Source organism: Propionibacterium australiense (genome assembly GCF_003666605.1).
GTDB classification, from domain to species: domain Bacteria; phylum Actinomycetota; class Actinomycetes; order Propionibacteriales; family Propionibacteriaceae; genus Propionibacterium; species Propionibacterium australiense.
In genome coordinates this window covers 233866-254273 of record NZ_RCIV01000002.1, presented here as the reverse complement: position 1 = coordinate 254273, position 20408 = coordinate 233866, and the positions used below count along the sequence as shown (strand labels likewise).

Here is a 20408-nt window from a genome sequence, read left to right as displayed (position 1 = left end):
GCGGAAATGGTGCGTGGGCCGCACACACACGGGGAGGTAGTTTATCCGTCCTCGCATCTAGGATGTGGAAGGGGCCCGGTCCGCGTGTGTCATTGCGCGGGTGGCGAACCGTTCCCCTGCCTCGAATGCCAAGTCTCCAGGAGTTTCCAGATGCGTGTAGCGGTGGCCCTGTCCGGCGGTGTCGACTCGGCCGTCTCGGCGGCCCTCGTGCAGGCGCAGGGCCACGACGTCGTCGGCGTCCACCTGCTCATGGGAACGGCGCAGGAGACCGCCGATGCCCAGCGGGTCGCGGACCGGCTGGGCGTCGAGCTGCTGGTCTGGGACCTGCGGGAGCCCTTCACCGAGCAGGTGATCGGCTACTTCGTCGACTCCTACGCCCGCGGCCTGACTCCCAACCCCTGTCTGCGCTGCAACCGCAGGGTGAAGTTCGGCGGGCTACTGGCTCGGAGCCGGGCCGAGGGTTTCGATGCCGTCGCGACGGGCCACTACGCACGGATCACGAGGTCCCGGCAGGGCCTGGCGGAACTGCGCCGCGCAGCCGATCCGCGCAAGGACCAGTCCTACGTACTCGCAGTGCTGGGCCAGCAGGAGCTGAGTCGGCTCATGTTCCCGCTCGGGGAGATCACCGGGAAGGACGAGGTGCGTGCCCTGGCCGACCGACTCGGGCTGCCGGTGGCGGACAAGCCCGACTCCACCGACATCTGCTTCATCTCCGCCGGCGGTGCCGGTGAGTTCCTCGCCGGGCACCTGCCCGACCGGCCGGGTGACATCGTGGACGAGGACGGCAGGGTCATCGGCCGGCACAAAGGCACCCATCACTTCACGATCGGACAGCGCAGAGGACTTCGCCTGGGGCGCCCCGCCAGCGACGGCAGGCCACGCTATGTCACGGGCATCGATGCCGCTGCGAACATCGTGCGCGTCGGCCAGGGCAGCGCACTCCTGGTCGAGCAGGTGCTCGCCGAACGGCTGCTGCTGACCGGCGCCGACCTGCCCGATGGCTGGCACGGCGCGGTCCAGTTCCGAGCCCATGGGGCGGCCTTCCCCGCCTCGATGCGGCGCGAGGGCGACCGGGTGCGCGTGGTCTTCGACGATCCGGTCTCCTCGGTGGCGCCCGGTCAGTTCGTCGTCCTCTACGAACAGGACGTGGTCCGTGGCTGCGCGGAGATCACCGCAACGCGCCGGCCCGGCGATCCAGATCCCCTCCCCGCACAGCAGGTGCCCGCATGATCGCCACGGCCCTGGGATCCTTCGCCGGAACCGACTACGCGGCCTGCTGCCACGCGGTGCTGGGCGAGCTGGAGCACCGCGCCCCGCTGCCGGAACTGCCCGCCCGCGGCCCCGGAGCCGACATGATCGGCCGCACCGCGAGCCTGCTGCCCGAGATGCCCTTCGATCTCTCACCGGCCGGCTGGCGGCTGTGCCAGGGCCCCTCCCTCATCGCGAGGCGTGCCAGGCGACGGCTCGCGGACGACCGTGAGATCTTCACCGAGATCATGCAGGACTGGCCGGGCGTCCCCACCATCACCCTCGCCGGACCGCTCGCCCTGGCGGCCGGCCTCGACCTGCCGAGGGGTGGACGTGCGGCCGGGGACCACGGGGCACGCCACGACATCGCCCAGTCCTGGCAGGCCGGTGTCAGTGACTTCCTGCGCGAGACCGTGCGTCTGGCCGGGCGTGCGTTCGCCGTCCAGATCGACGAACCATCCCTGGCAATGCTGCTGGACGGCGAGCTGCCCGACGAGTCCGGACGCCACCGGCTGCCGCCGGTCGATGCCCAGGAGGCCCGGCGCATCCTGTCCCGCTCGGTCGAGACCGCGAGGGCCGGTGGCGATCAGGTGGTGGTCCACTGCTGCGCGGACGATCCCCACCTGGAGGTGCTCGGGCAGATCGGCGCCGACGCGTTGAGCCTGGACGTGCGGGACTGGGTCCAGGACCGTGTGGACGAGCTGGCCCAGTGGTGTTCCGCTGAACCTGCCCGGGGTCTGTGGCTGGGTCTGGTCGGCGCCGACGAGGCCGATCTCGGGGGCACGGTCATCGCCCAGCGGTTCTCGCAGGCCCGCGCGCGCCTTGACGTCGCCGAGGGCTCACCGCGTCTGGACGGCTGGGCCATCACACCGGCCTGCGGCCTGGCCGCGGCCACCAGCAGCGGCCAGTGGCAGATCCTGCGCGAGCTGGTCCGGGTCGCCACCGACCAGTGAGCCCCGTTCCGCCGCAAACCGGGGCGGGGCGGCCGCCGGTTAGAATCACCGGCATGGCCAAGTTCTCCTCCGACCTGGATCTCACCGGCGACACGCCGGTGCGGGTACGTCCCCGTCTGGGGGAGTGGGGTCCCTCGCTGGTGCCCACCACCTCACGCAAGAAGCGTGTCCGGGCCCTCACCGTCGTAGCCCTCGCTGCCGGGCTCGCCGCCGTGAGCGGCCTCATGACCGTCTTCTACAAGATCCTGCAGGGCGGCTGATCGCCTCACCGGTCGTGGCCCGGGACGAGCCGGCGGGCCCGCTAGGATGAAGCCCGGACAGGGCCCCGGCCGCGACCGACGCCGGAGGAACGCGGGCCCGGTTAAGGAGCAGTCATCGTGGCACTCACGCCGCAGGACGTCAGCAGGCTGGCCGAACTGGCCCGCATCGAGCTGACGCAGGCCGAACTGGCCGAGATCGTCCCGCAGCTCGACGTCATCCTCGAGGCCGTCGCCTCGGTGGGGCGGGTCGCCGATCAGGACATCCCGCCCAGCTCCCACGCCGTGCCGCTGACCAATGTCATGCGGGAGGACGAGCTCAAGGACAGCTGGCCCGCCGAGGCGATGCTCATGGGGGCCCCCGCCCAGGAGCAGCAGCGATTCCGCGTGCCCCGCATCATCGACGACTCCGACGCCGGATGAGGTGTGCCATGAACAGTGACATCTGCACGGCAACCGCCCTCGAGCTGGGCCGTCGTATCAGGACCGGGGAGCTGACCAGTGTCGAGACGACCCGGGCCTTCCTCGACCGGATCGATGCGGTGGAACCGGCCGTCCACGCCTTCCTGTCGGTCGACGCGGACCGTGCGCTGGCCCAGGCCGCCGCCGTCGACGCCATGGTCGCCGCGGGTGAGCCCCTGCCGTCCCCGCTCGCCGGCGTCCCGATCGCCGTCAAGGACCTGCTGTGCTACGAAGACCTTCCCACCACCGCGGCATCGAGGATGCTCGAGGGCTGGGTCCCGCCGTACAACGCCACCGTCGTCCAGCGCCTGCTCGATGCCGGTCTGGTGATCCTCGGCAAGACGAACCTCGACGAGTTCGCCACCGGTTCCTCCACAGAGTCGTCCGCCTTCGGCCCCACCCACAACCCGTGGGACCTGGGCCGTGTCCCCGGGGGTTCCGGGGGCGGTTCGGCCGCTGCGCTGGCCGCGTTCGAGACCCCGCTGGCCATCGGCACCGACACCGGCGGGTCGATCCGCCAGCCGGCGTCGATGACCGGCACCGTCGGCGTCAAACCGACCTATGGCGCCGTCAGTCGTTACGGCATCATCGCCATGGCCTCCAGCCTCGACCAGGCCGGCCCCTGCGCGCGCACCGTGGCCGACGCGGCGGCCCTGCACGCGGTCATCGCCGGACACGACCCGGCCGACTCGACGAGCCTGGACGAACCCGTTCCCGACGTCGCCGCCGCGGCCGCCGCGGCCGATGTGGCGGGCATGCGCGTCGGCGTCGTCGCCCAGCTGGGCGGTGAGGGCTACGCGGACGGCGTCGAGCAGCGGTTCCGCGAATCGGTCGAGCTGCTCCGGTCCGCCGGGGCCGAGATCGTCGAGGTCTCCTGCCCGCACTTCACGCAGGCCCTGGCCACCTACTACCTCATCATGCCGAGTGAGCTGAGCAGCAATCTGGCCCGCTACGACGCCATGCGCTACGGACTGCGCGTCGGCGACGACGGTGTCAACTCCGCCGAGAACGTCATGCGGCTGTCGCGCGGAGCCGGTTTCGGTGCCGAGCTCAAACGCCGCATCATCCTGGGCACCTACGCGCTGTCGGCCGGCTACTACGACGCCTACTACGGCTCGGCCCAGAAGATGCGCACACTCATCGCCCGCGATTTCGCGGCCGCCTTCGAGCAGGTCGACGTCCTCGTCTCGCCGGTCGCCCCGACGACCGCCTTCAAACTGGGGGAGCGCGTGGGGGATCCGCTCGCCATGTACGCAGGCGACCTGTGCACCCTGCCCGCGAACCTCGCCGGTGTCGCCGCCGGGTCGTTCCCCGCCGGCCTGGCGCCCGAGGACGGTCTGCCGGTCGGCTTCCAGGTGATGGCTCCCGTGCTCGGCGACGATCGGGTCTACCGGGTCGGCGCGGCACTCGAGAGACTCGCCGGGACCGCCGATCTGTGCCTGCAGGTCCCGGACCTGCCCGCTGCCAGCGATGGGGAGGTCACGAGGTGAGCGTGCAGTACAGCAGCGACGAACTGATGGACTACGACGAGGTGATGGAGCGGTTCGACGTCGTCCTCGGCCTCGAGGTGCACGTCGAACTGGGCACCCGGTCGAAGATGTGGTGCGGATGCTCCACCGAGTTCGGAGGGGAGCCCAACACCCGAACCTGCCCGGTCTGCCTGGGGCTGCCGGGATCCCTGCCGGTCGTCAACAGGAAGGCCGTCGAGTCGGCCATCCGCATCGGACTGTCGCTGGGCTGCGAGATCTCCCGGTGGTGCCGCTTCGCCCGCAAGCAGTACTTCTACCCGGACATGCCGAAGAACTACCAGATCAGTCAGTACGACGAGCCGATCGCCTTCGACGGCCTCGTCGAACTCGAGGTCGACGGTGCCCGCTACGAGGTACCGATCGAACGCGCCCACATGGAGGAGGACGCCGGCAAGTCCCTGCACGTGGGTGGGGCGACCGGTCGTATCCAGGGCTCTGACCACTCCCTGATGGACTACAACCGGGCCGGCGTGCCGCTGGTCGAGATCGTCACCAAGCCGATCCATGGCACCGGCACGAAGGGGCCGCAGGTGGCACGCGCCTACATGACGCACCTGCGCGACATGGTGCGCGCACTCGGTGTCTCGCAGGGCCGCATGGAGCAGGGCCAGTTGCGCTGTGACGCCAATGTCTCGCTCATGCCCAAGGGCAGCACCGAGCTGGGGACCCGCACCGAGACGAAGAACGTCAACTCGCTGCGCTCGGTCGAGGCCGCCCTGCACTACGAGATCTGCCGGCAGGGCGCGGTCCTGGCCGGGGGTGGTCGCGTCAAGCAGGAGACCCGCATGTGGAACGAGGTCGGTGGTTTCACCACCGCCGGCCGGTCCAAGGAGCAGGCCGAGGACTACCGGTACTTCCCCGAACCCGACCTGGTCCCGGTGGCGCCCAGCCACGAGTGGGTGGAGGAACTGCGTGCCGGCCTGCCCGAGATGCCCGCCGTCAAACGCGCCCGTCTGCAGTCGCAGTGGGGTTTCTCCGACCTGGAGATGCGCGACGTCAATGGCAACGAGGGCGCCCTCGAACTCATCGAATCCACCGTGACGGCCGGCTGCGGCCCGGCGGCCGCCCGCAAGTGGTGGCTCACCGAACTGGCCCGGGCCGCCAACGAGCGGGGGAGCCTGCTCGAGGACCTGCCGATCACCCCGGACCAGGTGGCCCAGGTGCAGCGACTCGTCGAGGCGGGGACGATCAACGACAAACTGGCCCGCACCGTCCTCGAGGGCGTCCTGACCGGCGAGGGCTCCCCTGAGCAGATCGTCGAGTCACGGGGCCTGGCCGTGGTCAGCGACGAGGGGGCCCTCTCGGCGGCCGTCGACGCCGCCATCGAGGCCAACCCCGACGTCGCGGAGAAGATCCGGGGCGGGAAGACGCAGGCCGCCGGTGCCCTCATCGGCGTCGTCATGAGGCACATGGGCGGCAGGGCGGACGCCAAGCGCGTGCGCGAGCTGATCATCACCAAGCTGTCCTGAGCCGACCTGGGATCATCTCGGCCCGTCACGGCCGGTTCCGGGCGCGCAGTCCCTACCATCGGGGCCATGCACGCAGTGGTCGATGAGGGCACGCCGCCCGGGGCAGCCGTCGCCGACCCGCGCGCCGGGGCGGGTCTGGGAGGCTGGTGCGTCCGGCTGTGGCATGCCCCGGTCAGTCTCACCCTGGCACTCGCCTCGCTCGTGATGACCGTGGTCGAGGACTGGCTGACCCCGTCCAGCCCGATCAGGATCGGTCCGGTCTCCCACCGGCCGTGGTTGCGTCTCGATCCCGCCACGGTGACCCCCGGCAGGATCGGGCTGGAACTGATCACCCCCGGAACATGGACCGCGCTGCTCATCGTCCTCATCGTCGTGACCATCATCGGTCCGACCATCGAGCAGCGTCTCGGGTCCTTGCGCTACGGCCTCGTCCTGCTCGCCTGCCACCTGGTGGGTTTCCTGTTCGTCACCGCACTCACCTGGACCATTCACCCCTGGTGGCCGGACTGGGCCGCCGCCATGCGCGAGGGCTGGACCTGCGGTGTCCTCCCGGCGCTCCTGGGTGCGCTCATGACGGTCTCGGGCGGCATGTCCCGGCTGTGGTGCACGCGGGTGCGCTGGACAGGGCTCGCGATGGCCGTCACCTTGATGCTGTACGACCCGAGCTCGACGGCCTGCCTCACCTGCGGCGCCATGCTCGCCGGTATCGTGATGAGCGCCGTCATGTGGCGGGGGCGCCGCCGGACCGGTGTCCGTCCGGTGCGGTCAGAGCGACGCGTGCTCGTGGCGCTCATCGTCGCCTGCACCGGCATCGGCCCGCTCGTCGCCGCCTGGTCGGCCGCCGTGGAGAGCCCACTGGCCCAGCTCGATGGCTATGTGCGCACCGGCTCCTTCGAGCCCCCGGAGCTGCGTGTCATCTGCTCCCTGGCGAGTCACCACGCCTGCGCACTGGCCCGCCTTCACGAGACGGCCGGTTTCCCGACCCTGCTCACGACGGTGCTTCCCTCACTGATCCTGCTCGTGGTCTGCGTCGGGCTGCTCCGCGGGCGTCGTTCCGCCTGGCTCTGGGCGCTCGGTGTCAACACGGCGATGGGTGCCACGACGGTCCTGCTGATCCTCACCGGGATGACCGGGCCGGCCGGACCAGGGGAGCAGGCGGACCGGACGGTGCTGGGCCTGCGTGTGATGACCAGTCTCGTACCGGCGCTCGAGCCGGTCGCGGTCATCACCATGCTGGTGCTCTGCGCGCGGCTGTTCACCGTCAGGCTGTCGCATCGCGAGGTCCTGACCCGCCTGGCCCACTACGCCGCCCCCTACCTGGCGGGCCTCGTGGTCTTCGTCCTCGCAGGCCTTGTCATGCCGCATTCCTGGGAGCCGACAGCCCGGCTCGGTGATCTCGTCCACGACGCCCTCGCACGGGTGCTGGGGCTCGAGGTCTTCACCGGCATGCCACTGGTCCTCAGCGCCGCCTCACTGCCAGCCCAACTCGTCACCAATCTCGTCCCGCCCCTGACCACCCTGGCCTTCCTCGTCGTGCTCGTGCGGGACATGGCGGTCAGCCCGATGCACGTCACGCGCGACAGGACCCGAGTGCGTGAACTCGTCGTCCGGGGAAGGGGCGGGCTCTTCTCGTGGATGGCCACCTGGCCCGCTGCGATCCACTGGTTCGGGCCCGGCCGGCAGTCCGCGGTGGCCTACCGCGCCTCGCACGGTGTCGCGTTGACGGTCGGGGAGCCGCTGAGCAGCAATCAGATCTGCACGGCCGCCCAGTTCAGCATCTTCTGCGATGGGCAGGGCCTCGTGCCCTGCTTCTACTCGGTCGGTCCGCAGTTCGCCCGGGCAGCACGTGAACGAGGCTGGCATGCCATGCGGATCGCCGAGGAGTCGCGGCTCGAACTCGGCCAGGTGACCTTCCGGGGCAGGCGCTTCCAGGACGTCCGCACCGCCATGAACCGGGCCAGACGCGAGGGCATCAGCGTGCTGTGGACGAGCCTGCCGCAGTGCTCGGCGCAGCTGAGGCACGACATCGCCCTCGTCGTCGAGGGCTGGCAGGACGAGCAGGCGCTGCCGCCCATGGGTTTCACGCTCGGTGGTCTGCCCGAGATGGACGACCCGGCCGTGCGCTGCGAGCTCGCGGTCGACGAGACCGGACGAGTGCACGCCGTGGCCTCCTGGCTGCCGTTGTACGCCGATGGGCGGGTGATCGGCTGGCTGCTCGACGTCATGCGCCGCAGTGGCCATCCCGGCGCCTTCCACAGCGGCATGGAACTGCTCATCGGTCAGGCCGCACTCACCTTCCAGGAAGAGGGCTACACGGTGATGAGCCTGTCCGGCTCGCCGCTGGCCAGGGCCGAGCGCGTGAACGAGCCCGTCGAGGACGAGGTCTCCGACACCATCACCGTCGTCGTCGACCAGATCGCCGGCGCGCTCGAGCCGTACTACGGTTTCACCTCGCTGCACCACTTCAAGTCGAAGTTCGGGCCCGACTATCGGCCGCTCTACCTCGTCTACGCCGACCCGAGCCATCTGCCCTCGATCGGCAGGGCACTGGCCACGGCCTATCTCAGTGACGGCGACAGGGTGAGCTGGCGCGCAGTCATCGCAAGGCTGGTCCGCGCGCGCCGTACGGCCGGGGCGCGTGGCGCGTGAACCCCGCCTCGCCGGGGCGGGGGACCGGGCACTCAGGCCCGGGCGGTGGCGGGGGAGCGCCTGTCGCCGGCGCGCACCGCCGTCGTCACCGTGAGGATGATGACCGGGAAGGCCAGACCGACGAGCAGGCCGGTCGACAGTGAGCCGAAATGGTCGGCGACATGGCCGACCAGGTCCGGTCCCAGGGCGCATCCGGCGTCACCGCCCAGTGCGAGCAGGGCGAACAGCGCCGTACCGCCGCGGGGGAATGCCTCCGAGGCCAGGGAGAAGGTCCCCGGCCAGAAGATGCCGACGCTGAAACCGCACAGTGCCATCCCGGCCAGACCCAGCCATGGCAGGGGAGCGAGGATCGCCAGCAGATAGGCGACGATGCACAGCACGGCGCAGACCCGTACCGTGCGGGACAGCGTGGCCGTCGTCGCCCTCGCACCGAAGATGACCCGTGAGCTTCCCATGCACAGGGCGAACAGCATGGGTCCGAGCAGATCGCCGACGGTCTTGCTCAGGCCCAGGCCCGTCTGGGCGAAGGTCGAGGCCCACTGGCTCATCGACTGTTCGGAGGCGCCGGCCGCCAGCATGAGCACGATGAAGCCCCAGAACAGTGGCCTGGAGAACAGCTGCCGGTAACTCATCGAGACGCCGTCGGTGACCAGCTCGTAGTAGGGCACGAACCACAGCAGCACCGCATTGGCCAGTGGAACGACCGCCCAGCAGAAGCAGACGATCCGCCACGAGGCGATGCCGAAGACGGCGAAACCGGCCGTCGTGAGCAGGACGACGGCCAGCTGCCCCCACGAGTAGAACGAGTGGAGCAGGCTCATGTGGAAGGCCTTGTTCTCGGTCGGGCAGGCCTCGACGACGGGGGAGATGAGCACCTCGAGCAGGCCGCCCCCGACGGCGGCGATCGCCATGGCGACCAGCAGCCCCGCGTAGGGATCGGACATGACGAAGGGGAACCAGCCCATGCCCGCGACACCGATCGTCGCGGCGACGTGGGCGATGACCATGGCGGCCCGGTACCCGATGAGATCGATGATCCTGGCGGAGCAGAAGTCGATGACCAGCTGCATGCCGAAGTTCAGGCCGACGATCGAGCCGAGCCTGGCCAGCGAGACCCCGAAGCTGTCGTGCCAGATGACGAACAGCAGCGGGCCGAGGTTGTTGACGATGGCCTGCACGACGTAGGCGACATAGGAGGCACCGATCGTGTAACGGTGGTCGAGCCTGCTCACGAGCGGACAGCCTAGTGCCATCCCTCGCGTGGGGACCGTGAGTTCTTCCGTGTTGCCCCGGCGGGAGGATCAGGCCGGCAGTCGCCAGTCCTGCGGGCTGTGGTTGCACAGCACCGGTCCGCCGTCGCCGCCGATGGCGACGATGTCCTCGATGCGCACGCCGAAACGCCCCGGCAGGTAGATGCCCGGCTCGACCGAGAAGGCCATGCCCGGCGCCAGGGCGGTGTCGTAGCCGCGCACCATGTACGGGTGCTCGTGCACCTCCATGCCGATGCCGTGCCCGGTCCGGGTGATGAAGTACTCGCCGTAGCCGGCGTCCGTGATGACTGCGCGGGCGGCGGCGTCGACGCCGGAGCAGGGCTGACCCGCGCGGGCGGCGGCGATGCCGGCCCGCTGGGCGTCCCGGACGATCCGCCAGACGCGCTCGAACTCCGGGTCGGTGGGCTCGCCGCAGACATAGGTGCGGGTCGAGTCGCTGAAGTAGCCGCTCGGCGCCGGGCCGCCGATGTCGATGACGACGGGATCACCCGCCCGCACGATGCGGTCCGACTGCTCGTGGTGCGGGCTGGCCCCGTTGGGGCCGGAGCCGACGATGACGAAGTCGGCGCAGCAGTGCCCCTCCTCGACGATCGCCGCGGCGATGTCGGCGCCGATCTGGGCCTCGGTGCGCCCAGGCCGCAGCCACTCGCCGACGCGGGCGTGGACCCGGTCAATGGCCTCGCCGACGCCGTGCAGCGCCTCGAGTTCGTCCGCTGTCTTGGCCATGCGCAGATCCCGGATCACCGGACCGCCGGGCACGACCGCAGAGCCGAGGGCCTCGCCCAGGCCGTGCACGTGCATGCTGGGCATGTAGTCGTCCACACCGACCCGGGCCCCGGCGCCGAGCCTGCCGGCGATGACCAAGTAGGGGTCCTCGCCATCGGCCCAGGTGAGCACGTCCACGATCTGTTCGGCCGGCGAGCCGGCCCAGCCGGGGCTCTCCAGCCGTGGGACGAGCAGGAACGGGTCGCCGGCCGCTCGCACGACGAGCCCCGTGAACCGCTCGTGCGAGCCCTGGGTGCGTCCCAGGCAGAAGCGCAGGTCTGCGCCGGGCGCGATGACGACGGCGTCCAGCCCGGCTGCTCGCAGTCGCCTGGACAGTCGGGCGAGCCGCGTCCGATGCTCATCGACGCCAGGGACCCACAGCAGGCGGGGATCGGTCATGGCGAGAAGAGTACCCGCCGGGGCAGCGCCGGACGTCATGGGCCCGCTGACGGTTCGGCGCCAGGCGGGCAGATGAGTCGTACCGGACTCAATTCGCCGGAAGCGAAAACATCAATACACAATGTACTCACAGCTTGCTCATGTGGGAACATAACTTTTGCGTGGTGCAAGGGCAGTCGAGATCCCCACCCCTTGATGTTCTCGACGGCTGCCACGTGGGGTGCCGCGGGCGAGTCTGGAGCCGGCCGCCGTGGATGCCTCGGGCTTGTGGCCACTGATCTGCCCATCGCTGGCCACAAGCTCTCAAGGGGTTCTGCACCCGGAGTCCCGGGGGTCCAGTCGGTCAGTCGGTCGGTGTTCGTACGGCCCGCCGAGTTCGGGCATGGTCACACGGCGCCGCCCATCGATGCGAGGTTCTGTCGGCGGTGCAGTCGAACAAGTCCGGCCCGGCTGTCGTCACGATGGGGGACCCGGCATCGGAGGGTGGCGGATCCTGAAGATCGCCTCACATCCTGCGTTCTGACATAATGCTGATTATCGGGCACATGGACCGGTCTCGGATCCGGGGAGTCTCCGGGGGAATCTCGTTGGCAGGTGCGAAGGGTCTTGGTTGAATGAGGCCCATGGCAACGACACCTCCTGCTTATGCTCCCGCTCCGGATCGCTACGACGGCGTCATGAGGTACCGCCGCTGCGGCCGATCGGGACTGGACCTGCCGGTGCTCTCGCTGGGTTACTGGCACAACTTCGGTGACGACAGGTCGTTCGAGATCCAGCGTGCCGTTGCGCGACGCGCCTTCGACCTCGGCATCACCCACCACGACCTCGCGAACAACTACGGGCCGCCCCATGGCGCCGCCGAGATGAACTTCGGTCGGCTGATGCGCGAGGACTTCAGGCCCTACCGCGATGAGATGATCATCTCGACCAAGGCCGGCTGGGACATGTGGCCCGGCCCCTACGGCCAGGGCGGGGGTTCACGGAAGTACGTGCTCGCGAGCCTCGACCAGAGCCTGTCGCGCATGGGACTCGACTACGTCGACATCTTCTACAGCCACCGCCTCGATGCGACGACCCCGCTCGAGGAGACGATGGGCGCCCTCGACACCGCCGTGCGGCAGGGCAAGGCGCTCTACGTCGGCATCTCGAGTTACGACGCCCCGCGCGCCCGCGAGGCCGTGCGCATCCTGTCGGACATGGGAACTCCCCTGCTCATCGAGCAACCCAGTTACTCGATGCTCAACCGCTGGATCGAGACCGAGGGCCTCATGGAGACCGCCGAGGAACTCGGTTTCGGACTCATCGGCTTCACCGCTCTCGCCCAGGGACTCCTCACGGATCGCTACCTGAACGGCATCCCGGCCGATTCGCGCGCGGCCGCCGGCACGACGTTCGACACGAAATGGCTGAACGAGGGCATGCTCGAGCGACTGCGGGGCCTGAACCGGATCGCCACGGAGCGCGGTCAGACCCTCGCCCAGCTCGCGTTGGTGTGGGCGTTGCGCGATCCGCGCATGACGTCGCTGGTCATCGGCGCCTCCTCGGTGGAGCAGATCGAGCAGAACGTCCGGGCGCTGGAGGCCATGGAGCTGTCCGAGGACGAACTCGCGGCGATCGACGAGCTACTGCCCGACGACGGCGAGGTGGATCTGTGGGCCGCCGCCCGCAGGGGTGAGCTCCGCTGATCCCGGGCCCGGGTCCGGATCTTCGTGTTCGGCCCCGGCCTGCGGGGACACCCGATTAACCTGGTCGCCATGGCCCTGTCCCTCCGCGAGATCGCCGCGCGCCGGCTCATCGCTCAGCTGCTCGCGCCGTCGGAGGCCCATCCGCTGACCGGGCGCGTCCTCGCACCCGTCGACGTGTGCCGCTGGATGCTGGCCCTGCAGGGCCAGCACTACGTCGGCGGACTCGAGGCCATCGCGCTCCGGCAGGGCCGCCGGCGCAGCCGGACGTGGACCGCGGCGGCCGAGGCCGAGCTCGATGCCGGGCGCATCGTCCGGTGCTGGCCCCAGCGCGGCACCCTGCACTACATGGCGGCCGAGGACGCCGCCTGGCTCAGCCGGCTCGGCGGGATGCTCACCGAGAAGGCCTACGCGGCCCGGCTCGACCTGCCCGACGGCTTCGACGCGCCACGCCGGGCCCTGCACGAGGCCCTCGCCGCCGGGCCGCTGACGCGGACCCAGTGCTACGAGGTCCTCGCCCGGGCCGGTGTCGACCTGACCCGCAGTCACGGCCCTGGACTGCTGCGTGCCTTCGGCAGCGAGGGCCTGATCGTCCAAGGCGCCAGGCGCGGCCGCGAGGAGGTCTTCCGGCTCGTCCACCGGTTGCCCGGCTCGCACCACGAGCCGACCGGCGACGAGGCGCTGGCCGAACTGGCCACACGTTATGTCAGTTCCCACGGTCCGGCGACGCTCGACGACCTCACCTGGTGGACCCACTGCGGCAAGACCACCATTCGGCGCGCCCTGGAACTGGGCACCGGCTATCACCGCGAGGGCGTGTACTACGTGCCCGACTGGCAGTCCGGCATCACCGCGAGGGAACTGGAACGGGCCCTGGCCAGGACGTACACACTCCCCCCGTTCGACGAGTACCTGCTCGGCTACACCGACCGCACCGGCATCCTGCCCGAGGACCTGCGTTCGCAGGTGCTCACCAGGAACGGCCTCAGCTGGCACTTCACCGTGCGCCGTGGCGTCGTCCGGGGCCGCGCCGAACGGTAGCCGCAGCGCTGGCTGTCCTCCCGCGGCCCCGGACGCATAGGATTGTGGTCGGAACGCTCGAAACACCCACAGGACAAGGAGCCATGCGCAGCATCCGCATCTACGAGCAGGCCGCCGACACGGCCGACCCTGCCGAGCTGGCGGCCTTCGAGCGGGCCGTCGCCGCCGTCACGGCAGAGGGCATCGAGGTCGAGCGGCTGCGCCTGGGCCGCAACCAGGAGGCATTCCGACGCTGCCTGGTGGTCCGCCGCCTCATCGAGGTGGAGGGCGAGGAGATGCTGCCGGCCACGACCGTCGACGAGCTCATCGTGCTGTACGGGCGCTATCCGAGCGCCGATCAGCTGCGCCGGTACGCCGGTGCCATGCAGGCCGTCCGCTCAATCACCCTGCCCGGCGAGGACACGGCCGGGCGCGGGCTTGCGGCCCCACCGGCACCACGAAACACCGACGGACCGGCCGTGCGCAGGCCCGGCAGCGGCTCCCCCGTCGAGGCGCCGATGGCCGGCCGCACCGGTGATGGCTGTGGCTGTGGTGGCGGCTGTGGGTGTTCTCACCGAGGCCGATCGTATTCACCCAGGTGACCAACCACCCCGTCCGAGGAGGATTCATGACCCAACAACCCTTTCCCGTCATCGCGCCCGATGCCCCCGTGGACCACTCCGAGCTGTGCCGCTTCGCTTCCCTGCACGAACTCATCGTCATGGAGACCCAGCAGGCCTTCCGCGAGTGGCTCGGCGAGGACTCGATGAAGCCCTTCACTGTGGACCCCGACGCCGGCACGCTGACCCTGGGTAAACGCACGTTCAAGGCCCAGCTGCTCGGCTCGCTCTCGAAACTGGACAACACCTGGCTGTGGTCCTGGGCCAACTCGGGTTTCCAGGGCAACCCCATGGCCGAGGCGGCCATCTGGCTGCGGGACGCGAGCCCCCACCACGACCGGGTCTGGCAGCTGCGCACCGCCAAGTTCCCCGTCGACGAGCAGTCCTCGACGGAGGGCGCACCGGCCTGGGCCCTGCAGTTCTCGTGCTTCGCCTGGCTCGCGCCACGGGCCCAGTACTCGGGCAGCTACGGGCCAGGGCGGGCCTTCCTCACGATCCACGACGAGTCGGTCCCCCGCTTCGAGGCCTCCCCCGTCCGCTTCCCCCAGCTCGTCATGCACCTGGTCAGCCAGGGTTGGGAGGTCACCGAACCGGTACGGGCCTATGCGCAGTGGTTCGGGGCGGAGTTCAGCGGGGACGAGTCGGGCGGGTGGCGCATCGGTTTCCAGGACGGGACCGCCTATCAGGCCACATTCGACGAGTACGGGCGGATGACGCGTCTGACGTCCGTCTGAGCCGCCGATCCACCAAGCGCTCAGACGATGCCGCAACGTCGGCCCCATAGACCGGTCCCCCGGTCAGGAGGGAGGGAGGCGACCATGCAGAACGGTGAGCAGCGGCGCACTCTCGTCCTGGTCCGGCACGGCGAGTCCGTCTACAACGCCGACCAGATCTTCACCGGCCTGCTCGACGTCGACCTGTCGGAGCGCGGTGTCGCCCAGATCGGCGTCGCGGCCCGGCTCATGGCCGACGCCGGGCTGCACCCCCGCCTGGTGGTCGCCTCTCCCCTGCTGCGCGCCACCCGGACGGCCGAGGGCATTCAGGAGGTGCTCTGCCCGGAGGCGGCGCTGCGGTTGGACTGGCGGCTCGCCGAGCGCGACTACGGCTGCCTGACCGGCGTGCCCAAGCACGAGTGCCGTGCCCGCTGGGGGGAGGAGGCCTTCTTCACCTGGCGGCGCACACTGACCGGCCGGCCCCCGGCGGCCACCGAAGAGCAGCGCGCCGGCTGGCCCACCAGCAGCGTCGAGCTGGGGCCGCTCGTCCTCGGCATGAGCGAGTCCCTGGCCGATGTCGTCGAACGCGTGCGTCCCTTCTGGGCATGGCTGCGCGGGCAGCTGGCCGACGGCGAGGGACCGGTCGCCGTGGTCGCCCACGGCAACTCCCTGCGCGCGCTGTGCCTGCTCATGGGCGGGGTGACCGCCGCCGAGGTCGAGCGGCTCAACATCCCGGCGGCCCAGCCGCTGGTCTTCGAGACCGATGAGCACGGTGATCCGCTGGACCGCGCCGGCAGCTATCTCGACCCGGCCACGGCCCAGGTCGAGGCCGCCAGGGTAGCGGCAGAGGGCGGTACGTGACCGAGCGCCCGAGAGCCGCGCACGGTTGGGCGCGGCCGGCTCTGGCCGTCGTGCTCGTCGCGGTGCTCGCCGGCCTCATCGGCTCACTGACTCGCTGTCTCTCGACCGGCATCGAGACGATCTGCTTCGGTTTCGACTACACCACTGCCCCGGGCGGTGTCGCTGCCGCACCGGTGTGGCGGCGACTGGGCGTGGCGGTCCTGGCCGGTCTGGTCTGCGGGATCTGCTGGCGGTCCATCAGGCCCCGGCCCACGGGCATGCCACCCGGCATCGCCGAGGCGGTCGGCCCCGAACCGGCCAGATGCACCCGCATGCCGGCCGCCACCGGCATCGCGGACGCCCTCGCCCAGCTGCTCATCGTCGGTTCGGGCATCTCGCTCGGCCGCGAGGCGGCCCCGCGCATCCTCGCTGCGGTCGGCGGCCAAGCGGTACTCGACCGCACGAGGCTCGGCGGGGAGAGCCGCCGGCTGCTCATCGGCTCTGCGGCCGGGGCGGGCCTGGCAGCCGTCTACAACGCACCGATCGCCGCCACCTGCTACACGCTGGAGCTCATCGTGCACCCGGATCTGCGGACGCGTCGCGGGTGGGTGCACGCCGGACTGGTCGCGCTCGTCTGCGCCATCGCCACCGCCGTCTCATGGCTGTTCAACCATGACGAGCCCAGCTATGCCATACCGTCCGGTCCTGCCGATGGGCCGATCAACCCATGGGTCCTGGTCCTCGTGGCGGCGGCCCTGGTCGTCGGCTGGGGCTTCAACGCGCTCATCGGTGCCGCTCGCCGGCACGTACCGCCGACCCGCCTGCTCGTCCGGACCGTTCCGCTCGGGTCGCTCGCCGTCGCGGCACTGGCCATCTGGCAGCCGCTCGTCGTCGGGAACGGGCAGGTGGCCGTCCAAGCCGTCCTCACCGGTTCTCTCGCGCCGCCTGCGCTCGTCGCTCTTCTCATGGCCAAGAGCTGCGGCACCGCCATGGCCCTCGTTACCGGGTCGACAGGGGGCCTGCTGACGCCCTCGCTGGCCGTCGGGGCCTGCACGGGTGGGATCGTCGGTGTCGTGGCGGGAGCCGATCCGGCCACGACGGCGGTGTTGACGATCGCAGGGGCGGGCTGCGTCCTCGCCCTCAACCAGAAGGCGCCTCTTTTCGCCGCCTTCTTCGCGATCGAGCTGACGAGGGCTCCGTTGCCGGTCGCGGTCGCGGTGCTGCTCGCCGTGTGGGCCGTCTGCTGCCTCGACCGGCTCGTCACGGGCGCGCTGCGCAGGTGCCGGCACTGACGGGAGCGGGGCCACTGCACGGCCGTGGGGCGCCGGAAGGGGACGCCCCACGGTTCGGGCCGGTCCCGGGCGGTCAGAGGTTCGTCATGTGGCCCTCGATGCCCTCGGCGGCCTCCTTCAGGGCCTCGGACAGGGTCGGGTGGGCATGGACGTTGAGCGCGACCTCACCGGCGGTCAGGTCCCACTTCTGGGCGAGGGTGAGCTCGGGCAGCAGCTCGGTGACGCCCTCGCCGATCATGTGGGCGCCCAGGATCTCGTTGTAGCGGCTGTCGGCGACGAGTTTGACGAACCCGGTGGCGGCGCCCATGCCGACGGCCTTGCCGTTGGCGCTGAACGGGAACTTGCTCGTGGTGACCTCGTAGCCGGCGTCCCGGGCCTGCTTCTCCGTGAGGCCGAAGCTGGCGATCTGGGGCTGGGAGTAGGTGGCGCGCGGAATCATCGTGTAGTCCACGGGCATGGTCTCGACCCCGGCGATGGTCTCGGCGGCGACGGCGCCCATGGCCTCGGCGGTGTGGGCGAGCATCATCTTGGCGGTGCAGTCGCCGATGGCGTAGATGCCCGGGACATTGGTGCGGCAGTAGTCGTCGATCGCGATGGCGCCCCGCTCGGTGAGCGCGACACCGGTGTTCTCGAGGCCGTAGCCCTCGACGCGGGGGGCGAAGCCCATGGCCTGCAGCATCTTGTCGGCGTGCAGCACCTGGGACTCGCCGCCGGCCGCCGGGGCCACGGTGACGTCCACGCCGGTGCCGGTGTCGACGACGGACTGGACGGCGGTGCTCGTCATGATCGTGATGCCGAGCTTCTTGTACTCGCGGGTGAGCTCCTTGGAGATCTCCTCGTCCTCGTTCGGGACCATGCGGTCGAGGAACTCGACGATGGTCACGTCGACGCCGTAGCTGGCCAGGACGTAGGCGAACTCGGTGCCGATGGCGCCCGAACCACCGATGATGATCGAGCCGGGCAGCTGGTCGGACAGGATCATCTCCTCGAAGGAGTAGACATTGGCCGACTTGCTCGTGCCGGGCAGCATCTTGGCCGTGGCGCCGACGTCGATGATGCAGTTCTCGAAGGTGACGGTGTCGGTGGTGCCGTCGTCCTTGGCGACCTGGAGGGTCTTCGCGTCGAGGAAGGTGCCCCAGTAGCCGTCGTACTCGGTGATCTTGTTCTTCTTCATCAGGAAGTGGATGCCCTTGACCATGCGGTCGCTGACCTGCCGGCTGCGGGTGAAGGCCTTGCCGTAGTCGACGGTGATGTCCCCGCTGATACCGAAGGTCGCGGCCTCCTTCGTGACGATGTGGGCCAGCTCCGCGTTGCGCAGGAGGGCCTTCGTGGGGATGCAGCCCACATTGAGGCAGACACCGCCCCACCACTGCTTCTCGATGACCGCGGTCTTCTTGCCGAGCTGCGCTGCACGGATGGCGGCGACATAGCCGCCGGGGCCGGCACCGAGAACAACAACATCAAAATGAGCGCTCATGTCGTCACTGTAAAGGATCGCATCCAAGCCGGCTGAGGTCCGTCTCTCCGGTTCGCTCTGAGCGACATCGGTGCCCCGCTCCCCCACGATGACGCGTGAGACGGCTCGGCGGGAAACGTCGGCGACATGCAATATCTCAAGAATGAGTTATGATGTCGCCGTGACTCAGGAACCTACCCCCGCCAACATCGGCCGGCTCATCCGTGATGCGCGCAAGCAGCGCGGCATGACCCAGAACCAGCTGGCCTCCGAGCTCAACACGAGCCAGAGCGCCATCCACCGGATCGAGTCCGGACACCAGAACCTGTCCCTGGAAACCATCAACCGGATCGCCAACGCACTGGAATCGCCCCTGATCGTTCCGGGCAACACGAGTGCCCTGAACTTCCGCATCGGCGGCGAGACCCACCTGGAGGGCTCCATCCCGGTGCGCTCCAGCAAGAACGCCGCCGTCGCGCTGCTGTGCGCGAGCCTGCTCAACCGCGGCCGCACGGTGCTCAAGGGCATCGCCCACATCGAAGAGGTCAATCGTCTCATCGAGGTGCTCACGAGCATCGGTGTCGAGGTCGCGTGGTCGCCCGACGGCAAGGACCTGACGCTGCATCGTCCCGATGAGCTCGACCTGGCCGGCATGGACGAGGCCGCGGCCCGCCGCACCCGGTCGATCCTCATGTTCATGGGGCCGCTCAGCCGCTTCTACGAGAACTTCCAGCTGCCCTATGCCGGCGGCTGCGATCTCGGCGTGCGCACCGTCGAGCCCCATCTGCAGTCCCTGCGCCACTTCGGCGTCCAGGTGCACGCGACGAACGGCCAGTACAACGTCTCGGCCGACCACGACCACGGGACCGAGCGTCGCATCGTGCTCACCGAACGCGGCGACACCGTCACCGAGAACACGCTCATGGCGGCCGCCATCACCCCGGGCACGACGATCGTCCGCAATGCCTCACCCAACTACATGGTGCAGGACCTGTGCGCCTATCTCATGCTGCTCGGGGTTCAGATCGAGGGCATCGGCACGACGACGCTGGTCATCCATGGACTCGACGAGCCGCCCAGCATGGACGTCTCGTACCAGATCAGCGAGGACCCGATCGAGGCCATGAGTCTCATCACCGCGGCCATCGTCACAGGCTCCGAGCTGACCATCGAACGCGCGCCCATCGAGTTCCTCGAGGTCGAGCTCGCGATCCTCGGGGAGCAGATGGGCCTTGACTACTCCCTCGGCCACGAGTACCGGTCCGGCAATGGTCTTGCCCGCCTGACCGACGTCACGGTGCGGCCCAGCGAGCTCAAGGCACCGCCGGACAAGATCCATCCGATGCCGTTCCCCGGCCTCAACATCGACAACCTGCCGTTCTTCGCGGTCATCGCCGCGACGGCCCACGGCCAGACGCAGATCCATGACTGGGTCTTCGAGAACCGTTCCATCCACCTGCTGCAGCTGTCGCAGCTCGGCGCGAACGTGCAACTGCTCGACCCGCATCGTCTCGTCATCAACGGTCCGACGCGGTGGCGTGGCCGCGACATGGTCTCGCCGCCGGCGCTGCGCCCCGCGGTCTGCCTCTTCCTCGCGATGCTCGCCGCCAAGGGCAACAGCGTGCTCCGTGACGTCTACGTCATCAACCGCGGCTACGAGGACCTGCCCACCAGGCTCAACGCGCTCGGCGCTCACGTGGAGCCCTTCTACGAGTGATCTTTCGGCCACCGGTGGGGTCCGGGCGAACGGCCGGACCCCACCGCCGTGCCCCCTTGGGCATAG

At 69.9% G+C, this 20408-nt stretch carries 17 protein-coding genes; 14 read left to right on the top strand and 3 right to left on the bottom strand.

What is annotated here, in order from left to right:
* The first annotated feature begins 6 nt into the window (after nucleotides 1-6).
* The 7 genes from mnmA to D9T14_RS03175 all read left to right on the top strand — a co-directional run bounded on the left by mnmA (nucleotide 7) and on the right by D9T14_RS03175 (nucleotide 8567).
* Nucleotides 7-1230 carry a tRNA 2-thiouridine(34) synthase MnmA gene (gene mnmA, locus D9T14_RS03205; RefSeq protein WP_119160713.1) on the top strand — a complete coding sequence of 408 codons (1224 nt, stop codon included), beginning with the start codon at nucleotides 7-9 and terminating at the stop codon, nucleotides 1228-1230.
* The gene (locus tag D9T14_RS03200) at nucleotides 1227-2201 is read left to right on the top strand and encodes a uroporphyrinogen decarboxylase/cobalamine-independent methonine synthase family protein (RefSeq protein WP_119160712.1); all 975 of its coding nucleotides are present in this window, start codon (nucleotides 1227-1229) and stop codon (nucleotides 2199-2201) included. Before mnmA ends, D9T14_RS03200 begins: the two co-directional genes overlap by 4 nt.
* Nucleotides 2202-2254: 53 nt before the next feature.
* Nucleotides 2255-2461, top strand: coding sequence for a hypothetical protein (locus D9T14_RS03195; protein ID WP_119160711.1), 207 nt, complete (start codon nucleotides 2255-2257; stop codon nucleotides 2459-2461).
* Between the two features lie 117 nt (nucleotides 2462-2578).
* Entirely contained in the window at nucleotides 2579-2881 is a 303-nt protein-coding gene (gene gatC, locus D9T14_RS03190) for an Asp-tRNA(Asn)/Glu-tRNA(Gln) amidotransferase subunit GatC (protein WP_119160710.1), read from the top strand.
* An 8-nt stretch (nucleotides 2882-2889) separates the two neighbouring features.
* Entirely contained in the window at nucleotides 2890-4410 is a 1521-nt protein-coding gene (gatA, locus tag D9T14_RS03185; protein ID WP_119160709.1) for an Asp-tRNA(Asn)/Glu-tRNA(Gln) amidotransferase subunit GatA, read from the top strand.
* Nucleotides 4411-4436: 26 nt separating this feature from the next.
* Nucleotides 4437-5918 carry an Asp-tRNA(Asn)/Glu-tRNA(Gln) amidotransferase subunit GatB gene (gene gatB, locus D9T14_RS03180; RefSeq protein ID WP_119160878.1) on the top strand — a complete coding sequence of 494 codons (1482 nt, stop codon included), beginning with the start codon at nucleotides 4437-4439 and terminating at the stop codon, nucleotides 5916-5918.
* Between the two features lie 66 nt (nucleotides 5919-5984).
* Complete coding sequence (locus D9T14_RS03175; protein ID WP_119160708.1) at nucleotides 5985-8567, top strand: MprF family protein; 2583 nt, start codon at nucleotides 5985-5987, stop codon at nucleotides 8565-8567.
* A 32-nt stretch (nucleotides 8568-8599) separates the two neighbouring features.
* Here D9T14_RS03175 and D9T14_RS03170 read toward each other — a convergent pair whose 3' ends face one another.
* Together D9T14_RS03170 and D9T14_RS03165 are read right to left on the bottom strand one after the other, a co-directional pair.
* Nucleotides 8600-9799, bottom strand: a complete 1200-nt coding sequence (locus D9T14_RS03170) for an MFS transporter (RefSeq protein WP_197720665.1) — start codon at nucleotides 9797-9799, stop codon at nucleotides 8600-8602.
* A gap of 69 nt (nucleotides 9800-9868) precedes the next feature.
* Nucleotides 9869-11002, bottom strand: a complete 1134-nt coding sequence (locus D9T14_RS03165) for a M24 family metallopeptidase (protein ID WP_119160706.1) — start codon at nucleotides 11000-11002, stop codon at nucleotides 9869-9871.
* 623 nt (nucleotides 11003-11625) lie between these two features.
* On the opposite strand from D9T14_RS03165, the gene mgrA reads away from it, so the two are divergent.
* From mgrA to D9T14_RS03135, 6 genes are all read left to right on the top strand, one after another.
* Complete coding sequence (gene mgrA / locus D9T14_RS03160; RefSeq protein ID WP_119160705.1) at nucleotides 11626-12687, top strand: L-glyceraldehyde 3-phosphate reductase; 1062 nt, start codon at nucleotides 11626-11628, stop codon at nucleotides 12685-12687.
* A gap of 69 nt (nucleotides 12688-12756) precedes the next feature.
* Entirely contained in the window at nucleotides 12757-13725 is a 969-nt protein-coding gene (locus D9T14_RS03155) for a DNA glycosylase AlkZ-like family protein (protein WP_119160877.1), read from the top strand.
* A gap of 83 nt (nucleotides 13726-13808) precedes the next feature.
* A complete protein-coding gene (locus D9T14_RS03150) occupies nucleotides 13809-14306 on the top strand; it encodes an arsenic metallochaperone ArsD family protein (RefSeq protein ID WP_119160704.1) in 498 nt (165 codons plus the stop codon).
* Between the two features lie 26 nt (nucleotides 14307-14332).
* The gene (locus D9T14_RS03145) at nucleotides 14333-15058 is read left to right on the top strand and encodes a DUF6882 domain-containing protein (RefSeq protein ID WP_119160703.1); all 726 of its coding nucleotides are present in this window, start codon (nucleotides 14333-14335) and stop codon (nucleotides 15056-15058) included.
* Between the two features lie 84 nt (nucleotides 15059-15142).
* A complete protein-coding gene (locus D9T14_RS03140) occupies nucleotides 15143-15898 on the top strand; it encodes a 2,3-bisphosphoglycerate-dependent phosphoglycerate mutase (RefSeq protein WP_170175695.1) in 756 nt (251 codons plus the stop codon).
* Nucleotides 15895-17169 (top strand): chloride channel protein, encoded by a 1275-nt coding sequence (locus D9T14_RS03135; protein ID WP_119160701.1) that lies wholly within the window; start codon nucleotides 15895-15897, stop codon nucleotides 17167-17169. Before D9T14_RS03140 ends, D9T14_RS03135 begins: the two co-directional genes overlap by 4 nt.
* 73 nt (nucleotides 17170-17242) lie before the next feature.
* Here D9T14_RS03135 and lpdA read toward each other — a convergent pair whose 3' ends face one another.
* Nucleotides 17243-18646 carry a dihydrolipoyl dehydrogenase gene (gene lpdA / locus D9T14_RS03130; protein WP_119160700.1) on the bottom strand — a complete coding sequence of 468 codons (1404 nt, stop codon included), beginning with the start codon at nucleotides 18644-18646 and terminating at the stop codon, nucleotides 17243-17245.
* Nucleotides 18647-18806: 160 nt separating this feature from the next.
* On the opposite strand from lpdA, the gene D9T14_RS03125 reads away from it, so the two are divergent.
* A complete protein-coding gene (locus D9T14_RS03125) occupies nucleotides 18807-20342 on the top strand; it encodes a UDP-N-acetylglucosamine 1-carboxyvinyltransferase (protein WP_259340959.1) in 1536 nt (511 codons plus the stop codon).
* Nucleotides 20343-20408 lie beyond the last annotated feature (66 nt).

Excerpts from the sequence above, each read along its gene's own strand:
- mnmA (WP_119160713.1), top strand. The coding sequence starts at position 7 with ATGGTGCGTGGGCCGCACACACACGGGGAGGTAGTTTATCCGTCCTCG.
- D9T14_RS03200 (WP_119160712.1), top strand. The coding sequence starts at position 1,227 with ATGATCGCCACGGCCCTGGGATCCTTCGCCGGAACCGACTACGCGGCC.
- D9T14_RS03195 (WP_119160711.1), top strand. The coding sequence starts at position 2,255 with ATGGCCAAGTTCTCCTCCGACCTGGATCTCACCGGCGACACGCCGGTG.
- gatA (WP_119160709.1), top strand. The coding sequence starts at position 2,890 with ATGAACAGTGACATCTGCACGGCAACCGCCCTCGAGCTGGGCCGTCGT.
- gatB (WP_119160878.1), top strand. The coding sequence starts at position 4,437 with ATGGACTACGACGAGGTGATGGAGCGGTTCGACGTCGTCCTCGGCCTC.
- D9T14_RS03175 (WP_119160708.1), top strand. The coding sequence starts at position 5,985 with ATGCACGCAGTGGTCGATGAGGGCACGCCGCCCGGGGCAGCCGTCGCC.
- D9T14_RS03165 (WP_119160706.1), bottom strand. The coding sequence starts at position 11,002 with ATGACCGATCCCCGCCTGCTGTGGGTCCCTGGCGTCGATGAGCATCGG.
- mgrA (WP_119160705.1), top strand. The coding sequence starts at position 11,626 with ATGGCAACGACACCTCCTGCTTATGCTCCCGCTCCGGATCGCTACGAC.
- D9T14_RS03155 (WP_119160877.1), top strand. The coding sequence starts at position 12,757 with ATGGCCCTGTCCCTCCGCGAGATCGCCGCGCGCCGGCTCATCGCTCAG.
- D9T14_RS03150 (WP_119160704.1), top strand. The coding sequence starts at position 13,809 with ATGCGCAGCATCCGCATCTACGAGCAGGCCGCCGACACGGCCGACCCT.
- D9T14_RS03145 (WP_119160703.1), top strand. The coding sequence starts at position 14,333 with ATGACCCAACAACCCTTTCCCGTCATCGCGCCCGATGCCCCCGTGGAC.
- D9T14_RS03140 (WP_170175695.1), top strand. The coding sequence starts at position 15,143 with ATGCAGAACGGTGAGCAGCGGCGCACTCTCGTCCTGGTCCGGCACGGC.
- lpdA (WP_119160700.1), bottom strand. The coding sequence starts at position 18,646 with ATGAGCGCTCATTTTGATGTTGTTGTTCTCGGTGCCGGCCCCGGCGGC.